Origin of the sequence: Providencia sp. PROV003 (genome assembly GCF_045040775.1) — a bacterium.
In the GTDB taxonomy this organism is placed as follows: domain Bacteria; phylum Pseudomonadota; class Gammaproteobacteria; order Enterobacterales; family Enterobacteriaceae; genus Providencia; species Providencia huashanensis.
The window spans coordinates 1777110-1796183 of record NZ_CP096369.1 but is presented as its reverse complement, the minus strand read 5'-3'; the positions used below and the strand labels follow the sequence as shown (position 1 = coordinate 1796183).

The 19074-nt window shown below is 41.3% G+C and carries 14 protein-coding genes, 2 tRNA genes and 3 rRNA genes; 6 read left to right on the top strand and 13 right to left on the bottom strand.

Features of this window, described 5'->3' with window-relative positions; genetic code table 11:
• Nucleotides 1–3: 3 nt before the first annotated feature.
• The 9 genes from M1F14_RS08245 to gmhB all read right to left on the bottom strand — a co-directional run bounded on the left by M1F14_RS08245 (nucleotide 4) and on the right by gmhB (nucleotide 9727).
• Nucleotides 4–1191 (bottom strand): FAD/NAD(P)-binding oxidoreductase, encoded by a 1188-nt coding sequence (locus M1F14_RS08245; protein WP_042848947.1) that lies wholly within the window; start codon nucleotides 1189–1191, stop codon nucleotides 4–6.
• A gap of 250 nt (nucleotides 1192–1441) precedes the next feature.
• A complete protein-coding gene (locus tag M1F14_RS08240; protein ID WP_094301239.1) occupies nucleotides 1442–1963 on the bottom strand; it encodes a DUF1287 domain-containing protein in 522 nt (173 codons plus the stop codon).
• A 129-nt stretch (nucleotides 1964–2092) separates the two neighbouring features.
• On the bottom strand, nucleotides 2093–2884 hold the full coding sequence (locus tag M1F14_RS08235; RefSeq protein WP_042848949.1) for an endonuclease/exonuclease/phosphatase family protein: 792 nt from the start codon (nucleotides 2882–2884) through the stop codon (nucleotides 2093–2095).
• 327 nt (nucleotides 2885–3211) lie between these two features.
• Nucleotides 3212–3327 (bottom strand): 5S ribosomal RNA (rrf, locus tag M1F14_RS08230).
• A 146-nt stretch (nucleotides 3328–3473) separates the two neighbouring features.
• Nucleotides 3474–6382: ribosomal RNA gene (locus M1F14_RS08225) — 23S ribosomal RNA — on the bottom strand.
• Nucleotides 6383–6718: 336 nt separating this feature from the next.
• Nucleotides 6719–6794: transfer RNA gene (locus M1F14_RS08220), tRNA-Ala, on the bottom strand.
• A gap of 155 nt (nucleotides 6795–6949) precedes the next feature.
• Nucleotides 6950–7026, bottom strand: a tRNA-Ile gene (locus M1F14_RS08215).
• Nucleotides 7027–7091: 65 nt separating this feature from the next.
• Nucleotides 7092–8631: ribosomal RNA gene (locus tag M1F14_RS08210) — 16S ribosomal RNA — on the bottom strand.
• Together the 16S, 23S and 5S rRNA genes with 2 tRNA genes alongside form the textbook arrangement of a ribosomal RNA operon.
• Before the next feature lie 529 nt (nucleotides 8632–9160).
• Nucleotides 9161–9727 carry a D-glycero-beta-D-manno-heptose 1,7-bisphosphate 7-phosphatase gene (gene gmhB / locus M1F14_RS08205; RefSeq protein WP_071548564.1) on the bottom strand — a complete coding sequence of 189 codons (567 nt, stop codon included), beginning with the start codon at nucleotides 9725–9727 and terminating at the stop codon, nucleotides 9161–9163.
• 171 nt (nucleotides 9728–9898) lie between these two features.
• On the opposite strand from gmhB, the gene metN reads away from it, so the two are divergent.
• The 6 genes from metN to proS all read left to right on the top strand — a co-directional run bounded on the left by metN (nucleotide 9899) and on the right by proS (nucleotide 15543).
• Nucleotides 9899–10930: a methionine ABC transporter ATP-binding protein MetN gene (metN, locus tag M1F14_RS08200; RefSeq protein ID WP_042848958.1), complete on the top strand. Its 1032-nt coding sequence runs from the start codon at nucleotides 9899–9901 to the stop codon at nucleotides 10928–10930.
• Nucleotides 10923–11576 carry a methionine ABC transporter permease MetI gene (metI, locus tag M1F14_RS08195; protein ID WP_042848959.1) on the top strand — a complete coding sequence of 218 codons (654 nt, stop codon included), beginning with the start codon at nucleotides 10923–10925 and terminating at the stop codon, nucleotides 11574–11576. Before metN ends, metI begins: the two co-directional genes overlap by 8 nt.
• 59 nt (nucleotides 11577–11635) lie before the next feature.
• The gene (locus M1F14_RS08190; protein WP_042848960.1) at nucleotides 11636–12457 is read left to right on the top strand and encodes a MetQ/NlpA family lipoprotein; all 822 of its coding nucleotides are present in this window, start codon (nucleotides 11636–11638) and stop codon (nucleotides 12455–12457) included.
• A 127-nt stretch (nucleotides 12458–12584) separates the two neighbouring features.
• Nucleotides 12585–12986, top strand: a complete 402-nt coding sequence (gene rcsF, locus M1F14_RS08185) for an Rcs stress response system protein RcsF (RefSeq protein WP_042848961.1) — start codon at nucleotides 12585–12587, stop codon at nucleotides 12984–12986.
• 7 nt (nucleotides 12987–12993) lie between these two features.
• Nucleotides 12994–13713, top strand: coding sequence for a tRNA (N6-threonylcarbamoyladenosine(37)-N6)-methyltransferase TrmO (tsaA, locus tag M1F14_RS08180; RefSeq protein ID WP_042848962.1), 720 nt, complete (start codon nucleotides 12994–12996; stop codon nucleotides 13711–13713).
• 99 nt (nucleotides 13714–13812) lie between these two features.
• A complete protein-coding gene (proS, locus tag M1F14_RS08175) occupies nucleotides 13813–15543 on the top strand; it encodes a proline--tRNA ligase (protein WP_181468721.1) in 1731 nt (576 codons plus the stop codon).
• A gap of 54 nt (nucleotides 15544–15597) precedes the next feature.
• On the opposite strand, the gene chbG is transcribed toward proS, so the two are convergent.
• The 4 genes from chbG to chbA all read right to left on the bottom strand — a co-directional run bounded on the left by chbG (nucleotide 15598) and on the right by chbA (nucleotide 19070).
• Complete coding sequence (gene chbG / locus M1F14_RS08170; protein WP_048606326.1) at nucleotides 15598–16353, bottom strand: chitin disaccharide deacetylase; 756 nt, start codon at nucleotides 16351–16353, stop codon at nucleotides 15598–15600.
• Between the two features lie 31 nt (nucleotides 16354–16384).
• Nucleotides 16385–17740 carry a 6-phospho-beta-glucosidase gene (locus tag M1F14_RS08165; RefSeq protein WP_042848966.1) on the bottom strand — a complete coding sequence of 452 codons (1356 nt, stop codon included), beginning with the start codon at nucleotides 17738–17740 and terminating at the stop codon, nucleotides 16385–16387.
• Nucleotides 17741–17848: 108 nt separating this feature from the next.
• Nucleotides 17849–18715, bottom strand: a complete 867-nt coding sequence (chbR, locus tag M1F14_RS08160) for a transcriptional regulator ChbR (protein WP_080750946.1) — start codon at nucleotides 18713–18715, stop codon at nucleotides 17849–17851.
• A 10-nt stretch (nucleotides 18716–18725) separates the two neighbouring features.
• Entirely contained in the window at nucleotides 18726–19070 is a 345-nt protein-coding gene (gene chbA, locus M1F14_RS08155; protein WP_048606324.1) for a PTS N,N'-diacetylchitobiose transporter subunit IIA, read from the bottom strand.
• Between the last annotated feature and the right edge of the window lie 4 nt (nucleotides 19071–19074).

Below are 19074 nucleotides of genomic sequence, written 5' to 3'. Positions count from 1 at the left end.
TCATTAAACTAAGCCACGAATAGCTGCCCAATAGATACCCCTATTGAAGCCATTTCTCAGTAACCCTCCTAATTTAGTTGGAGGAGTCGGAATAACATCGTGTTTATAATCATATTGCAAAGGCATTCCTGCTGTTAACCCCATTTGAGCAACTGCCTGAACTCGTCCATCATATATAGCCGCCGGATAACCATAAATTAATTCACCACAAATGTTATCTGCAATAATTGCAGCTTGGTTATGGCAACTGCCTCCTGCTTTACTAATCGGTAAATCAACGGTATCCCCTATAACATAAACACCGTCTATACCATATACTTGCATAGTTTCATGGTCTGTAGGTAACCATCCCTCACCATTATTGTGTTCACTTAATCCTGTATTAATTACTGCTTCTACTGCGGTGATTGGCGGCGTACTAATCAATAAATCAAAAGGCTGTTCATCCCCTTCTTTTGAGTATGCAATTTTTTTATCGGGATCGACTTTATTTAATGTAAATCCCCTCTGTGCTTGAATATTTTTAATAGTAAATATTTCTGGAATAACTTCACAAACAGGCTGCTGCATAAATAAACAGTTACGTAATAATTGTGACACGGTTGGGTAGGTATAAACTATTTCAATATTATCCCTAACCCGGCGTTTACGTAAGAACTCATCAATCATCAGTGTTGTCTCCATAGGAGCAATGCCACACTGGTGAGGTACATTCGGCGTTTCAGGAAAAGAAACTGTAATAAAAATACGACCTTTTTCAATTTTACTAAGTTGGTCTGCTAATTTACGAGAAGCATCATAGGCATAAAAGTGATTACCAATATCTTTTAGCCCTTCAATTCGTTCAGGTTTAGGTACACAACCTGTCGCAACCACTAAATAATCATAATGGTATTTTTTATTATTTATCGAATATAATTCTTTATCTTTAAAATTAAATGAATCTACTTTATCAATAACTAATTCAATTTCAGGCCTCAATAATTCACGCTCTGGACGACTTAACTCATCTTTAAAAAACATATTGAAAGCCACATACATAAATGCCGGCTTATAATAGTGTATAGGGTTATCTGTTATTAAGGTTATTTTTATTTTTTTCGAAAAAATTTCTTTATTAAGTTTTCTAGCTAAAATATTAGCTAGCATGGTACCACCTGTACCACCACCCACAATAACTATATTTTTCATGGCATTTAATCCTTAAGAAATAAAACAACTCGACAAATAAATCGCTTATCACCGTGCTTTACACTTAATAAATATAGTTTAATTCCAATAATAACTTATACAATAAATTGCATATAATTGAAAAAACAACAAGAAAAACTAATTACTTTCATATATTAAATAATTTTATCCGATAAATTCAAATGTTATTAATTGACTGTTTATTTAAATAAACAGTCATCAGTGTCACTAACCATTTGATAAAAAGATGCTAATACGAGTAGTGCCCTACAATCTTCCACTTAAATAGCACGTCTTCTGCCACCTGCCCATAACCAATGTTATGCATTACCAAATACCGTTGGCTATCAGGTAGCTTAATAGTGGTCACAATTCCAATATGCGGTCGACCATCATCTAAACGCCACGAAACAATATCACCTGGAAAGTAATCTTGCCCATTATTGGTAATTTGTTTTACAGTAGCTTTTCGTGTAAAAAAACGTTCTAAATTAGGGACTCGTCGATGATCAATATTTCTATCTGGCTTGCGTAAACCCCAAATACGCTGACTTGGATATTGATTAAAATTAGTTTTAATATCTTCATGTAATAATTTTTGTAAATCAATTCCGATCTTCCGATAACTACGGATAATCACATCAGAACACACCCCATAATTTTCAGGGACATCACCATTAGGATATTCAATCTGACGATAAGCCGGATCATAAATAACCAAACGGGGTAGTAGTTCTGCTTGTTTCGCTAGCTCGATATTATTTTTTCCCATAACATGGTATGCACAAAATAATAAGGCTATAGGTAATAATCGCTTCAATGAACTATCTCCAGCTATAGTTGATAATAAAATCTACAATAGTTTCAGAGATAAATAAGGTGGGAAACTCTTAAAAAGATCTTACTTAAGCAAATCAAATTGAGTGATGATTGGATTATGGTCAGAAGCATCTGTTTGTAACACTCGACTTTCTTTAAGCTTCAAACCTCTATAAAACATAAAATCTAATGGCCGACCAAAAGCTTTTGTCCGTAAATCTAAATTATAGGTAACTTCTTTTAAGCCAACAGAACGAATAAAGCGTTTTAGTGCATTAATTCGCTGACGACTCCATGCGTTAAAATCACCAGCAAGGAGTACCGGCCCCATATGCTTACTAATATGCGTTCCAAGCTTATTTAGTTGCTTAGTGTAGACATCTACCCCAAAACTAAAATTAATTGCGTGCACATTCGCTACCATCAATTGCTTACCATTCGGTAATGGATAAACCGTAATCAAAGCTGATTTTGCTAAACGTAATAAAGGCTCTTTCTCCCTCAATGGGCAGCAATAAATTGGATGTGATGTTGCCAATGTCATTACACCCGCAGGATGAGGAGAAAAAGGTAAAGCAGGGACTTGGTCAGCGATCAATTGATGTGAAGCAGCAAAAGAAATTAACTCTGGGGACATTTGAGCTTCTTGCAGTAAGATTAGTTTTCTATCGACCACTAACTCACGTAGCATTATTTTCCAATTTGGACGCTGCTGTTTATATATGTTCCAAGTAACGACATCTAAGGTTTCCCCAGCAGCAAATAACGGCATACCAATTGGAAGGGATTCCCCTAACATATGTACAGGTGTAGGTTGAATACGTTTTGCAGGTTCACCTGCAATATATCGAACAGAATAAGTTCTTTTCGCCACGTCTCATATCCCTACATTGCAATGAAATAATCAATACCCTATTACAGCTTGATAAGATATCGCCTACCAGTATATCAAATCAGGTGCATCTTATCTTATCAAATTTGTAGTTTGTGCTATTGCGAGGGGGCAACTCGAGACTAAACAATAATACTTATCGCAATCAGGCTATACCGCCTACTAGCTCAACCCCTCAGTGGACTACTGATTACCTTATCACCTTTAACGATAAACACACGATGTAGGCCTCTCTCCCTAAATTGCGTGATTTCGGTTTCCCCAAACACAAAAAAGCCACCCAATGGGTGGCTTTCTCACTAATTTAATGTCTGGCAGTTCCCTACTCTCACATGGGGAGACCCCACACTACCATCGGCGCTACGGCGTTTCACTGCTGAGTTCGGCATGGGGTCAGGTGGGACCACCGCGCTATTGCCGCCAGACAAATTCGGTTTGTTCCCGTTTAGTACATTTCGTCACTAAACCAGAACTGTAATCTTGAACAAGCTGCTGTGTCCCTCGCCTCTCGGCTTCTCACGCTCATTGAATCAACCTCATCTCTCAATCTCTAAAACACCTTCGGTGTTGTCAGGTTAAGCCTCACGGTTCATTAGTATTGGTTAGCTCAACATATCGCTATGCTTACACACCCAACCTATCAACGTCTTAGTCTTAAACGTTCCTTTAGGACCCTTAAAGGGTCAGGGAAGACTCATCTCAAGGCAAGTTTCCCGCTTAGATGCTTTCAGCGGTTATCTCTTCCGCACTTAGCTACCGGGCAATGCCATTGGCATGACAACCCGAACACCAGTGGTGCGTCCACTCCGGTCCTCTCGTACTAGGAGCAGCCCCTTTCAATCTTCCAACGCCCACGGCAGATAGGGACCGAACTGTCTCACGACGTTCTAAACCCAGCTCGCGTACCACTTTAAACGGCGAACAGCCGTACCCTTGGGACCTACTTCAGCCCCAGGATGTGATGAGCCGACATCGAGGTGCCAAACACCGCCGTCGATATGAACTCTTGGGCGGTATCAGCCTGTTATCCCCGGAGTACCTTTTATCCGTTGAGCGATGGCCCTTCCATTCAGAACCACCGGATCACTAAGACCTACTTTCGTACCTGCTCGAGCCGTCACTCTCGCAGTCAAGCTGGCTTATGCCTTTGCACTAACCGCATGATGTCCGACCATGCTTAGCCAACCTTCGTGCTCCTCCGTTACTCTTTGGGAGGAGACCGCCCCAGTCAAACTACCCACCAGACACTGTCCGCACCCCGGATAACGGGGCAACGTTAGAACATCAAACATTAAAGGGTGGTATTTCAAGGTTGGCTCCATGCAGACTGGCGTCCACACTTCAAAGCCTCCCACCTATCCTACACATCAAGGCTCAATGTTCAGTGTCAAGCTATAGTAAAGGTTCACGGGGTCTTTCCGTCTTGCCGCGGGTACACTGCATCTTCACAGCGAGTTCAATTTCACTGAGTCTCGGGTGGAGACAGCCTGGCCATCATTACGCCATTCGTGCAGGTCGGAACTTACCCGACAAGGAATTTCGCTACCTTAGGACCGTTATAGTTACGGCCGCCGTTTACTGGGGCTTCGATCAAGAGCTTCTCCTTACGGATAACCCCATCAATTAACCTTCCAGCACCGGGCAGGCGTCACACCGTATACGTCCACTTTCGTGTTTGCACAGTGCTGTGTTTTTAATAAACAGTTGCAGCCAGCTGGTATCTGCGACTGGCTTCAGCTCCATGGGTAAACCACTTCACCTAGCGCCAGCGTGCCTTCTCCCGAAGTTACGGCACCATTTTGCCTAGTTCCTTCACCCGAGTTCTCTCAAGCGCCTGAGTATTCTCTACCTGACCACCTGTGTCGGTTTGGGGTACGATTAATGATAATCTAGAGCTTAGAGGCTTTTCCTGGAAGCGGGGCATGAGCTACTTCGCCACCGTAGTGACTCGTCATCAGACCTCAGCATATAGTGAACCGGATTTGCCTAATTCACCTGCCTACATCCTTAAACCGGGACAACCGTCGCCCGGCCAGCCTAGCCTTCTCCGTCCCCCCATCGCAATTATCACCAGTACGGGAATATTAACCCGTTTCCCATCGACTACGCATTTCTGCCTCGCCTTAGGGGTCGACTCACCCTGCCCCGATTAACGTTGGACAGGAACCCTTGGTCTTCCGGCGTGCGGGTTTTTCACCCGCATTATCGTTACTTATGTCAGCATTCGCACTTCTGATACCTCCAGCATACCTCACAGTACACCTTCACAGGCTTACAGAACGCTCCCCTACCCAACAATATTTACATATCGCTGCCGCAGCTTCGGTGCATAGTTTAGCCCCGTTACATCTTCCGCGCAGGCCGACTCGACCAGTGAGCTATTACGCTTTCTTTAAATGATGGCTGCTTCTAAGCCAACATCCTGGCTGTCTGAGCCTTCCCACTTCGTTTCCCACTTAACTATGACTTTGGGACCTTAGCTGGCGGTCTGGGTTGTTTCCCTCTTCACGACGAACGTTAGCACCCGCCGTGTGTCTCCCGTGATAACATTCTTCGGTATTCGTAGTTTGCATCGAGTTGGTAAGTCGGGATGACCCCCTAGTCGAAACAGTGCTCTACCCCCGAAGATGAGTTCACGAGGCGCTACCTAAATAGCTTTCGGGGAGAACCAGCTATCTCCCGGTTTGATTGGCCTTTCACCCCCAGCCACAAGTCATCCGCTAATTTTTCAACATTAGTCGGTTCGGTCCTCCAGTTAGTGTTACCCAACCTTCAACCTGCCCATGGCTAGATCACCGGGTTTCGGGTCTATACCCTGCAACTCATTCGCCCAGTTAAGACTCGGTTTCCCTACGGCTCCCCTATACGGTTAACCTTGCTACAGAATATAAGTCGCTGACCCATTATACAAAAGGTACGCAGTCACCCTGATAAATCAAGGCTCCCACTGCTTGTACGTACACGGTTTCAGGTTCTATTTCACTCCCCTCGCCGGGGTTCTTTTCGCCTTTCCCTCACGGTACTGGTTCACTATCGGTCAATCAGGAGTATTTAGCCTTGGAGGATGGTCCCCCCATATTCAGACAGGATAACACGTGTCCCGCCCTACTCGTCGAGTTCACAACACTAATATCTTCAGATACGGGGCTATCACCCTTTACTGCCGGACTTTCCAGACCGTTCTCCTGATACTAATGCTGATTAAGACTCTGGGCTGCTCCCCGTTCGCTCGCCGCTACTAGGGGAATCTCGGTTGATTTCTTTTCCTCGGGGTACTGAGATGTTTCAGTTCCCCCGGTTCGCTTCGTTTGACTATGTATTCATCAAACGATAGTGCAACGAATTGCACTGGGTTTCCCCATTCGGAAATCGTCGGGTATAACGGTTCATATCACCTTACCGACGCTTATCGCAGATTAGCACGTCCTTCATCGCCTCTGATTGCCTAGGCATCCACCGTGTACGCTTAGTCGCTTAACCTCACAACCCGAAGGTGTCTTCTTATCAGACGACACTTAACGTCATGGCTGTGCGTGGTGAACTTCTTCGTTGGGTAGTGCTCGCAATGCTCACGTACTATTGTACGCTGCGCTTGCTGCGCGCTAGCCGCCTTGAATTTCACACTGCTCGCTCATGCCACTCGTTTGTGTGTTTGAAAAACACTTCAAGTTGAGATTTTTGAGAGACTCTCACATTGTTTAAGCGATAAACAATGTGCGTTGTTTTCAATTTTCAGCTTGTTCCAGATTGTTAAAGAGCATAATTATTCGCAATAGACTATTTGACTAATCTATTCTGAATAATCAGAAAAATTTATGGTGGAGCTAAGCGGGATCGAACCGCTGACCTCCTGCGTGCAAGGCAGGCGCTCTCCCAGCTGAGCTATAGCCCCATAAAGGTAATTTCAGTATCAATGATAAATAATAAAATTTATACTTCTCGCTTTTAGTATGCTTAAAGTTACCAATTTTGTTTAGTCTAGGCGCGGATTGGCGAAGTTTACTTTTGGGTAAACGAGCTAATCTGCAACAACGAATAAACAAAATTTGGTAGGCCTGAGTGGACTTGAACCACCGACCTCACCCTTATCAGGGGTGCGCTCTAACCACCTGAGCTACAAGCCTATTGATACTGCTACTCTATTTCATCAGACAATCTGTGTGAGCACTTCACAAAAACACTTCAATGGTAAGGAGGTGATCCAACCGCAGGTTCCCCTACGGTTACCTTGTTACGACTTCACCCCAGTCATGAATCACAAAGTGGTAAGCGCCCTCCCGAAGGTTAAGCTACCTACTTCTTTTGCAACCCACTCCCATGGTGTGACGGGCGGTGTGTACAAGGCCCGGGAACGTATTCACCGTAGCATTCTGATCTACGATTACTAGCGATTCCGACTTCATGGAGTCGAGTTGCAGACTCCAATCCGGACTACGACGTACTTTATGAGTTCCGCTTGCTCTCGCGAGGTCGCTTCTCTTTGTATACGCCATTGTAGCACGTGTGTAGCCCTACTCGTAAGGGCCATGATGACTTGACGTCATCCCCACCTTCCTCCGGTTTATCACCGGCAGTCTCCTTTGAGTTCCCGACCGAATCGCTGGCAACAAAGGATAAGGGTTGCGCTCGTTGCGGGACTTAACCCAACATTTCACAACACGAGCTGACGACAGCCATGCAGCACCTGTCTCAGAGTTCCCGAAGGCACCAAAGCATCTCTGCTAAGTTCTCTGGATGTCAAGAGTAGGTAAGGTTCTTCGCGTTGCATCGAATTAAACCACATGCTCCACCGCTTGTGCGGGCCCCCGTCAATTCATTTGAGTTTTAACCTTGCGGCCGTACTCCCCAGGCGGTCGATTTAACGCGTTAGCTCCGAAAGCCACTCCTCAAGGGAACAACCTTCAAATCGACATCGTTTACAGCGTGGACTACCAGGGTATCTAATCCTGTTTGCTCCCCACGCTTTCGCACCTGAGCGTCAGTCTTTGTCCAGGGGGCCGCCTTCGCCACCGGTATTCCTCCACATCTCTACGCATTTCACCGCTACACATGGAATTCTACCCCCCTCTACAAGACTCTAGCTGACCAGTCTTAGATGCCATTCCCAGGTTAAGCCCGGGGATTTCACATCTAACTTAATCAACCGCCTGCGTGCGCTTTACGCCCAGTAATTCCGATTAACGCTTGCACCCTCCGTATTACCGCGGCTGCTGGCACGGAGTTAGCCGGTGCTTCTTCTGTCGGTAACGTCAATCGTTGATGATATTAGCATCAACGCCTTCCTCCCGACTGAAAGTACTTTACAACCCTAGGGCCTTCTTCATACACGCGGCATGGCTGCATCAGGCTTGCGCCCATTGTGCAATATTCCCCACTGCTGCCTCCCGTAGGAGTCTGGGCCGTGTCTCAGTCCCAGTGTGGCTGATCATCCTCTCAGACCAGCTAGGGATCGTCGCCTAGGTGAGCCATTACCCCACCTACTAGCTAATCCCATATGGGTTCATCCGATAGCGCAAGGACCGAAGTTCCCCTGCTTTGCTCCTAAGAGATTATGCGGTATTAGCCACCGTTTCCAGTGGTTATCCCCCTCTATCGGGCAGATCCCCATACATTACTCACCCGTCCGCCGCTCGTCAGCGAGAAGCAAGCTTCCCCTGTTACCGCTCGACTTGCATGTGTTAGGCCTGCCGCCAGCGTTCAATCTGAGCCATGATCAAACTCTTCAATTAAAAGTAGCTTGATGCTCAAAGAATGTCTTACTGACCGTAACGTTCTTTTGTTCGGCTAACGTTGTCGGCTTCACATCGCTTCCCCTCGCCGTACCTAAGTACTGTCTCGGGTTATCTCTGCTTGCCTTCGCGTTATCCTTCCAAAATAAGCGTTACTACCTTATTTCATATATATGAATTAACGTGTTAGTCACTCTTCAAGACTTAAAATCAAATATTTTTTTGATAGTGTCCTGTGAGTGCCCACACAGATTGTCTGATAAATTGTTAAAGAGCGTTGCGACTAAATCTGTTTGATTTTCGACTTCGAGGTCGTTGTCGCGAGGAGCCGTATAATACGTTTTCCTCTGTGAGAGTCAAGCAATTTTTTGCTTTTTCTTTTCAGAATCTCTCGCTACCGTTTCAGTGTTCATCGCGCTTTGCGTTGTCTTGTTCCCGGTCAGTGGTGGCGCATTATAGGGAGTCAGAAAAATCTGGCAACCCTTTTTTTGCATTTTTTTTCTGACTGCTTACTTAACACTCAAAACGACTATTTTTTGATTCTTTTTAGGGCTTCTGGTAACTCAGCAATACTATTAATGACAATATCTGCATTCTCCATAGCCTCATCAGTGACCTGCTCACCACTTTTCACTAACACAGTGGTACCAACTTTAGCCGCTTTTCCCGCTAGTATATCCGCGAGTTTGTCGCCAACCATAATAGAAGCAGCCATATCTATATTTAAGAATGATTGCGCATCTAGTAACATCCCTGGCTTTGGTTTGCGGCAGTTGCAGTCTTGGCGATACTCTTCAATTTTCGCATCGATATGATGAGGGCAAAAATAGATACCATCTAAGTCAACACCGCGGTCGGCTAACGACCAATCCATCCACTCTGTTAGCTGCATAAACTGGTTCTCGGTATAAATACCACGACCTATGCCAGATTGATTAGTTACAATGACTAATGCATAACCCATTTTTTTTAATTCTAACATCGCTTCAATCGAGCCTTCGATAAATTCAAAGTCATCGATTTTATGAACATAGCCATGATCGATATTGATTGTTCCATCTCTGTCTAAAAAGACTGCGGGGGTCCCGTTACTCACCGATTTGCTCCTCAAATTTAATATCTTTTTAGTATCTCATGAAAAGAAAAGAAATGAGAATAGAATAAATAGAACAATCTTTATTGACTTAGACGTCTAGACGCCTTAACATCCAACAATATTAGATACACTATCTAAAAAAACAATTCAGATAAAAGTTAGAAAATATAAATGATAAAGCTCTCAAATATTAATAAGGTTTTCCAGCAAGGAAACCGTAACATTCAAGCGCTGACTGACATTAGCTTGCATGTTCCTGCTGGTCAGATATATGGCGTAATAGGCGCATCAGGTGCAGGTAAAAGTACACTTATACGTTGCGTAAACATGCTCGAACGCCCTACTTCAGGCCAAGTCGTCGTTGATGGGCAAGATTTAACAGCAATGACAGAAAAAACGTTGACGAGAGCACGCCGTGGCATCGGCATGATTTTCCAACATTTTAACTTATTATCTTCACGTACTGTTTTTGATAATGTGGCGCTTCCTTTAGAGCTTGATAATACGCCTAAGGAAAAAATTAATGAGCGCGTTAATGAATTACTCGAACTGGTTGGTTTAACCGACAAGAAAGATAGTTATCCTGCTAATCTTTCTGGAGGGCAAAAACAACGCGTTGCTATTGCGCGAGCCTTAGCAAACTCACCCAAAGTTCTATTGTGTGATGAAGCGACCAGTGCATTAGACCCTGCGACAACACGCTCTATCCTTGAGTTATTAAAGGATATTAATCGTCGTTTAGGATTAACTATCTTATTAATTACCCATGAAATGGATGTGGTAAAACGCATCTGTGACCAAGTTGCAGTCATCAGCGGTGGTCAGTTAATCGAGAAAGATAAAGTCAGTGAAGTGTTTTCTCATCCGAAAACACCGGTTGCCCAAGCATTTATTCAGTCAACATTAGTGATTGATATTCCAGATGACTATAAAGCTCGTTTAAAAGCTGAATCAGGCAGTGATTTATCGCCATTAGTGAAATTAGAATTTACAGGGCAATCTGTTGATGCTCCTTTAATTTCCATGGCTGTACGCAAGTTCGATATAGATATTAATATATTGAGCTCCCAAATCGACTACGCAGGCGGCGTTAAGTTTGGTGTAATGTTAGCTGAACTACATGGCATCAATGGTGGAGTAGAGTCCACAATTACATTTTTAAAAGAACACCATGTCAAAGTAGAGGTTTTGGGTTATGTCTGAGGGAATGATTTCACTACTTATAACAGGAACGATTGATACTATCATTATGACTTTCGTATCAGCGATCCTCGGTTTTTTATTAGGTGTACCGACAGGTGTTTTACTTTATGTCACTCGCCGTGGGCAAGTGATGGAAAATACAGCTCTTTATAGTGTAATTTCAGCGGTAGTGAACGTATTTCGTTCAATCCCGTTTATCATTCTATTAGTATGGATTAGCCCATTCACTAAATTCTTGGTTGGTTCGGCCATTGGTATTGAAGGCGCTATTGTTCCATTGACAGTTGGCGCAATTCCCTTTATTGCTCGTATGGTTGAAAATACATTATTAGAAGTACCAAGTGGTTTGATTGAAGCTTCAAGGGCTATGGGGGCAACACCGCTACAGATTATTCGTAAAATATTGTTACCTGAATCATTACCGGGGATTATCAACGCAGCAACTATCACATTAATTATGTTAGTCGGCTACTCAGCAATGGGCGGTGCTGTGGGTTCTGGTGGTTTAGGGCAAATTGCAATGCAATATGGGTATTACACCTACAATCCATTAGTGATGAATACCGTACTTGTTTTGTTAATCATTTTAGTTTTCATCATTCAATACACTGGTGAATACTTAATGAAAAAAGTATCACATCGATAGTAAGTAAAATAGCTGCGCCGTTAGGGTGCTTATAAAGTCCGTTTTAAAGGGGTATATCAATGTCTATTAAATTAAAATCTATCGCAGTTGTCGGCGCGCTATTAGGCACTCTAGTTCTCACAGGTTGTGGTGAGAAAGAAAAAGATGCCAACAGCATTAAAGTTGGTGTGATCATGGGCAAAGAATTAGAAGTTGCTGAGGTTGCACAAAAAGTTGCTAAAGAAAAGTATGGCTTAAATGTTGAATTAGTTTCATTTAATGACTTCGTTTTACCTAATGAAGCATTAAGCAAAGGCGATATTGATGCTAACGCATTTCAACACAAACCGTACCTTGATCAACAAATTAAAGATCGTAACTATAAATTAGTTCCTGTGGGCAATACTTTTATTTACCCAATTGCAGCTTATTCTAAAAAAATTAAATCAGTTGATGAATTAGCCGATGGTTCACAAATTGCGCTACCTAATGACCCGACTAACTTAGGCCGCTCTCTACTATTGTTACAACAGCAAGGTTTGATCAAATTAAAAGAGGGCACAGGTTTAATGCCTACTGTTCTGGATGTGGTTGAGAACCCAAAAAACCTGAAATTTGTTGAATTAGAAGCACCTCAATTACCACGAGCTTTGGATGACCAAAAAATTGCTCTAGCCATTATCAATACCACTTGGGCAAGTAGCGCAACACCAAAATTAACACCAGCAAAAGATGGTTTATTCGTTGAAGACAAAGATTCTCCATATGTGAATGTTATTGTTGCCCGTGAAGATAATAAAGATAACGAAAATGTGAAGAAATTTATCCAAGCATATCAATCGGATGAAGTATCTAACAAAGCTAATGAAGTCTTTGATGGTGGTGCAGTTAAAGGCTGGTAATCTTTTTTATTATTAAAAAAACGATTAAAATACTAGGTGGCGTAATGCCATCTAGTATTTTTTGCAATTTATAGACTACAAAACATAGCAACTTAATTTTAGTAACCATATAAGAAAGGTATAACTTATGAGACTGTTATTGCTCACCTTGGTGGCTTTTACGCTAGCCGGGTGTGGAATTAACCAATACACAAGTCCAGGGCAAAACAAAGGTTTCACTAGTATGAAATTGTCTAAACCTGTACCTCGTGTCACAGAACCAGACACCGCAAATGTCAAATTAATGAATAGCCCTGAAGAGCTGTTAGGCATGCCTTTCAAAGACTTAGGTGTTGTTTCTGGGGAATCTTGCCGTGAAAGTGTTCAAAGCCCTCCGGCAAATCTAAACACAGCAAAAAACAGCATGTTAACCCAAGCTGCTTATATTGCCGCCGATGCAGTGCTTTTACATCAATGCCAAACAATGACCTCACCGGGCTGTTATCAGGCAACCATTTGTGAAGGCAGTGCATTACAAATTGTTGAATAATAAATCAATGCAATCTTTTCAATTTAATGTTATTGGCCATATTGAATCACCTTATAAAGAAAAGTTTGCCATCCCGCGCCAGCCTGGACTCGTTCTAGGCGGTGTAGGACGCCTACATTTACACCCGCCTTATAATGACCCAAACACTGTTCGAGGGCTCAAGCAATTTAGCCATATTTGGGTTTTATTTATTTTTCATCAAACGATGGAAGGCGGTTGGAAGCCTTTAGTTCGTCCGCCGCGCCTTGGTGGCAACCAGAAAATGGGGGTTTTTGCGACGCGTTCAACTTTTAGACCAAACCCTATCGGTATGTCACTTGTTGAATTAAAAGGGATAACGGAAAAAGATAATCAAGTTATCCTTGACCTAGGTAGCCTTGATTTACTTGATGGTACGCCAGTGATTGATATTAAGCCTTATTTGCCCTTCGCTGAAGCGTTACCAGAAGCCATTGCAGGATACGCACAAGAGGCGCCTACAGACGATATGCAGGTTATATTTACTGTACAAGCCCAACAGGAATTAAATCTCTATCAAAGACAATACCCTAAATTGAAGCAATTTATTGAACAAGTACTAATGCAAGACCCTCGTCCTGCTTATAAAAAACAATCTACTGAAATTCGTGACTACGCTGTCCATTTATTAGATTTTAATATTCGCTGGCGAGTAATTCGTGGTGTGACTGAAGTATTCGCTATTGAACCGTATGAAAAAACGCGTTAACCCCTTTTGGCAAATGTCAGTCACTGGTAGACTAGCTCTCTATATACCTTGGTAAGCAAACGACTTATCATAATTTGTTGTTCTAATGGAACCTATACAATGCGTACTAGCAAATATCTGCTCTCAACTCTAAAAGAGACCCCTGCGGATGCAGAAGTTATCAGCCATCAGCTGATGCTGCGTGCAGGAATGATCCGTAAACTTGCTTCTGGTCTGTATGACTGGTTACCCACTGGCGTGCGTGTACTACGAAAAGTAGAAACCATTGTTCGTGAAGAAATGGAAAATGCAGGTGCTATCGAGGTATCTTTACCCGTAGTTCAACCGGCAGATTTATGGCAAGAAAGTGGGCGTTGGGAACAGTATGGTCCTGAATTGCTACGTTTTGTTGACCGTGGTGAACGGCCTTTCGTTCTAGGCCCAACTCATGAAGAAGTCATTACTGATTTAATACGTAATGAAATCACCTCTTATAAACAACTGCCTTTGAATTTATTCCAAATTCAAACTAAATTCCGTGACGAAGTTCGCCCACGCTTTGGTGTCATGCGTTCACGTGAATTTATCATGAAAGATGCATATTCGTTCCACATCAATCAAGAATCGTTACAAGAAACTTACGATGCGATGTACGAAGCGTATAGCAAAATTTTCACTCGCATTGGCTTTGACTTCCGTGCAGTCCAAGCGGATACCGGCTCAATTGGTGGTAGCGCTTCTCACGAATTCCAAGTACTTGCGAAAAGTGGTGAAGACGACGTTGTTTTCTCAACGGAATCTGATTTTGCTGCAAACATTGAATTTGCTGAAGCAGTTGCACCTACGGCACCACGTGGAGCAGCAACAGAAGAAATGCGTTTAGTCGATACTCCAAATGCAAAAACTATTGCTGAGCTGGTCGAACAATTCCATTTACCTATTGAAAAGACAGTTAAAACATTAATTGTTCACGCCAAAAAAGATTCTGGTCATACATTGGTCGCGTTGTTAATCCGTGGTGATCATGAGCTTAATGAAATTAAAGCGGAAAAACACCCCTTAGTTGCGAGCCCACTTGAGTTCGCTTCTGAAGAAGAAATTAGAAATGCGGTAAATGCAGGTCCGGGTTCTTTAGGCCCTGTTAATATGCCATTACCTATCGTTATCGACCGTAGTGTTGCAATAATGAGCGACTTTGGCGCGGGTGCGAATATTGATGGTAAACACTATTTCGGTATTAACTGGGAACGTGATCTACCGACCCCTGACACTTTTGATCTGCGTAATGTCGTTAATGGTGACCCAAGCCCAGATGGTAAAGGGGTACTACAAATTAAACGTGGTATCGAGGTCGGTCATATTTTCCAATTAGGGACTAAATACTCTGAAGCGATGAAAGCTTCTGTCCAAAATGAAGAAGGCCATAATCAAATCGTGACAATGGGTTGTTATGGTATTGGTGTAACTCGTATCGTTGCAGCAGCTATTGAACAAAGCCACGATGAGCGTGGGATCATTTGGCCGGATGCGATTGCACCATTCCAAGTTGCAATTTTGCCAATGAATATGCATAAATCTTACCGCGTTAAAGAAGTTGCAGAAAAACTGTATGCTGATTTAAAAGCCAACGGTATTGATGTTATTTTTGATGACCGTAAAGAGCGCCCTGGTGTGATGTTTGCCGATATGGAATTAATTGGTGTGCCATACACCATTGTTATTGGTGATCGTAATTTAGATAATAACCAAGTTGAATACAAATCTCGTCGCAGTGATGACAAAGACTTGGTTGGTCTAGACAATGTGGTTAGCTTCTTAAAAGAAAAGTTAGCAGCTTGTTTAGTTAAATAACCAAAACAATAAAAAGCCCCCAGCCATTGGTTCTCCAACTATTGGGGGCTTTTTTTAAATATCTCGATATGAACCAATTTTAAAGCCACGCTCTAAGATCCGCATCTTTAAATTCTCTGAGGTCAGCACTTCTAATTCATTCAACCGTGGATAGGCATAATTGCTTTTTAATAAAGCATTATCAATAAATGCAGGATGACTCATTATCTCAATGGAGCGATTTCCATGTAGTTTCGCTTCGTCTAAAATCTGCAAAAATAATGACTCACTAATTTTATCACCATAAAACTCACTACTAAAAGAATCAGTGCTAGCAACTTGATATGACAAAGGCGGCCAATTTTTTTCTAATTGACGATCAACTCGCAATGCAATACCTTTTTCCTGTGCAAAGTTAACAATGATAGGAAAGACCCCTTCTATCATATGCACATGGTGATGGCTATCTATGTGACTTGGCTTTCGACCGAAAACCTCAATAAATTTCTGGTATTGCTGATTTAGCTCTTCTTCAATTTCATTTAATGGCAATTCATTTGTGTCTATATCCCACAACCATTTACCAAGCAAACCATCACGACACAAAGATGGCATCGATGAAAAAGGTTTGCCCGCGGTTAAAACAAAATGCATACCTACCGCTAAATTAGGGTAATCATGACTTAATTTTGCGGCATCCGATATCGCAGGCATATTCATCATAGCCGTAGTTGAATGAACAACTCCATTTCGATGGGATTCAATGATCCCATAGTTTACAGCGCGACATAATCCAAAATCATCAGCATTAACAATAAGTAATGAAGACATAGTATTTCCCTTAACCCTGTATATAATCGCCCTATTTACTTTCCTGCTCTAATTTTTTTATCACTTCATCAAAGTTAGGCAGGTATTTTTTATGAGCAATTAACAATTCTTTTGAAATTAAACGAGCATCTTTATCAGAGTGAATTAATGGATTTAGATTCATAGCCAATAAGACATCATTAAAATCACCATTGGTTGCAGCTCTACTTGTTGCTATTTCAAAATTTTTCAATGTATAAATTAACCCTAGTACCTTATCATCGAAATGCGTAATTCTTGGATGAGGCATAGCACCATCACGTCCAAGTATACAGGTCATTTCTACAGTCCAATCGCTTGGAATATTATCAATATGGCCATGGTGTGGGATATTTACATAGTGCTCTGTCTTTTTATCATTGTAGATTGCATTTATCACTTCACAGGCAGCATCCGAATAATATGCTCCCCCCCGCAGCTCTAATTCCTTAGGTTTAACATCGAGGGATGGGTTTTTATAAAGCTCGAAAAGTTGATGCTCAACTTTTTGCACAATTTGTGCTCGAGCCCCACCTTTATAATATTCGCCAAGCTCTATTGCTAACATTTCTTTAGGTTTAAAATAGTATAATAAATACGAGCAAGGGATTAGATTTAAGCCTCTAATTAACCCTTCTTCAAAGGCTAGGTCAGTAATGTTTTTTACTGAATTTGCGCTTAATGTCCCTGCGGCAATTCCTTCTAATAGTTCATCAAAGCGTGATACACCATTTACAATAACATCTTTGATAAAAACCATATGGTTTAAACCAAATAGATCTATTGATAACTCATCTTTTTCAGATAGTTGCAAAACATCTGTAATAAACATTTTCATACCTATTGGAATATTACAGACACCAATGAAGCGTTTAAAATCAGTATGACGATATACTGCTTCTGTCACCATACCTGCTGGGTTGGTAAAATTAATCACCCATGCATTTGGGCAAATCTCTTCAACATCTTTAATAATATCGAAAATAACAGGAATGGTACGTAACCCTTTAAATAACCCACCAGCACCGTTAGTTTCTTGCCCTAAATAACCATGTTTTAACGGAATTGACTCATCCAGCTCACGCGCTTTTAATTGACCAACCCTTAATTGAGTCGTAACAAAATCAGCATCTATTAATGCTTCTCTTCGATCTAATGTTTTATATAATTTTAAAGGGACTCCTGCATGTTTAACCATACGCTCACATAAGTTAAAAATAATATCTAACTTTTCTTTCCCTTCTTCAACATCAACTAACCATAATTCCGTAATAGGTAATTCGTGATACCGCTTAATAAAACCTTCTAACAATTCAGGTGTATAGCTACTACCACCGCCAATAGTGACAACTTTTAATTTCTGAGTCATATTAACCTCATTGAACCTTATAAAATGAATATAGAAAAGCACACCATCTTTATCAAAAGATGGTTATGCTTGAGTTTTCTTAAAAGAAAAATTAACTTAAATAAAAAATTAACCCACCATTTTTTGCTCAACACTAAATAGATTTTTTCTATAATCACTTGGTGTTAATGATGTTAACTCTTTAAATTTTTTCACAAATAAACTGGGGCTACTATACCCTGATTCAAATGCAATATCGGTAATTGAATAATTAGTTATTTCAAGCTGTTTTTTAGCAAAATTAATTCTTATATCATTAATAATTTGCATCGGCGTTTTGCCATAATATCGTTTTGTTGCGCGAGTTAAATACTCTTGTGATTTGCCAGTAATTGTTATCATATTTTGCAACGCACTTTCACTAAACATCGCGATATCATGCATTTCTTCCAATGTACTTTTTAACCATTGGGGGGCATCATCCCGCATACTTTTCTCACGAAAATGGCGTAACCGATTAACTACGTTAAATGTAACTAATTCAATAAATTCATTAAATTCACTATCGCGGAAGTTCAATGATGCGATTACCGATTCGATATAAGCCATAAATTCATTTTTTAATTGGTAGCTTTGTGATGCAACAAAGCAATTTGGTAATAATGGCAAATAATGCTTATCGAAAAATGCTTTGCTAATTCCGACATTTAATATCCGTGTAGGACCAAAGTCATAAGCACTTTCATGGTAGGAGCCAATTGGTAGAAATACAAAATCCCCACGCTCTAATAAAACTTTTTTTCCATTTATAATTTGATAACAACGACCAGTTAGAACAATCATATATTCATAATAATCGTGTTGATGCAGTCCACTTGCACTCTCAACTTTATTATAAATAAAGACATGAAAGGTTTTATTATTAAAAAGTTCACTTTCTTGAACCAATTTAATCTCAGCATTAGTGTCGGTTCTATTCATCAGTGTCTGCATCATGAGCCTCTCTCTAATGATTTATTTTTTCATGTAACTCAATTAATTCTGTAATTAATTCACGGGCTAACATAGCATTCATTAAGTGATCTTGAGCATGAACAAGAACTAAACTCACTTTGATTCTCCCTTCTCCCATATCACTTTCAATCAATTGAGTTTGTACTTTATGAGCTTCATTTAATGAAGAATGAGACTGCTCCATTAAATTTTTCGCTGTCACGAAATCACCCGCTTTGGCTTTTTTCAGCGCAGTGTAGGCTAAACTTCGAGCTTGCCCCGCATTAATAATTAACCCCATGACAACTTCTTCTAGTTCATTGCTTGCGTCTTCTTGGATATCATCAAGTTCAAACATATTT

Excerpts from the sequence above, each read along its gene's own strand:
- M1F14_RS08245 (WP_042848947.1), bottom strand. The coding sequence starts at position 1,191 with ATGAAAAATATAGTTATTGTGGGTGGTGGTACAGGTGGTACCATGCTA.
- M1F14_RS08240 (WP_094301239.1), bottom strand. The coding sequence starts at position 1,963 with ATGGGAAAAAATAATATCGAGCTAGCGAAACAAGCAGAACTACTACCC.
- metN (WP_042848958.1), top strand. The coding sequence starts at position 9,899 with ATGATAAAGCTCTCAAATATTAATAAGGTTTTCCAGCAAGGAAACCGT.
- metI (WP_042848959.1), top strand. The coding sequence starts at position 10,923 with ATGTCTGAGGGAATGATTTCACTACTTATAACAGGAACGATTGATACT.
- M1F14_RS08190 (WP_042848960.1), top strand. The coding sequence starts at position 11,636 with ATGTCTATTAAATTAAAATCTATCGCAGTTGTCGGCGCGCTATTAGGC.
- rcsF (WP_042848961.1), top strand. The coding sequence starts at position 12,585 with ATGAGACTGTTATTGCTCACCTTGGTGGCTTTTACGCTAGCCGGGTGT.
- tsaA (WP_042848962.1), top strand. The coding sequence starts at position 12,994 with ATGCAATCTTTTCAATTTAATGTTATTGGCCATATTGAATCACCTTAT.
- proS (WP_181468721.1), top strand. The coding sequence starts at position 13,813 with ATGCGTACTAGCAAATATCTGCTCTCAACTCTAAAAGAGACCCCTGCG.
- chbG (WP_048606326.1), bottom strand. The coding sequence starts at position 16,353 with ATGTCTTCATTACTTATTGTTAATGCTGATGATTTTGGATTATGTCGC.
- M1F14_RS08165 (WP_042848966.1), bottom strand. The coding sequence starts at position 17,740 with ATGACTCAGAAATTAAAAGTTGTCACTATTGGCGGTGGTAGTAGCTAT.
- chbR (WP_080750946.1), bottom strand. The coding sequence starts at position 18,715 with ATGATGCAGACACTGATGAATAGAACCGACACTAATGCTGAGATTAAA.
- chbA (WP_048606324.1), bottom strand. The coding sequence starts at position 19,070 with ATGTTTGAACTTGATGATATCCAAGAAGACGCAAGCAATGAACTAGAA.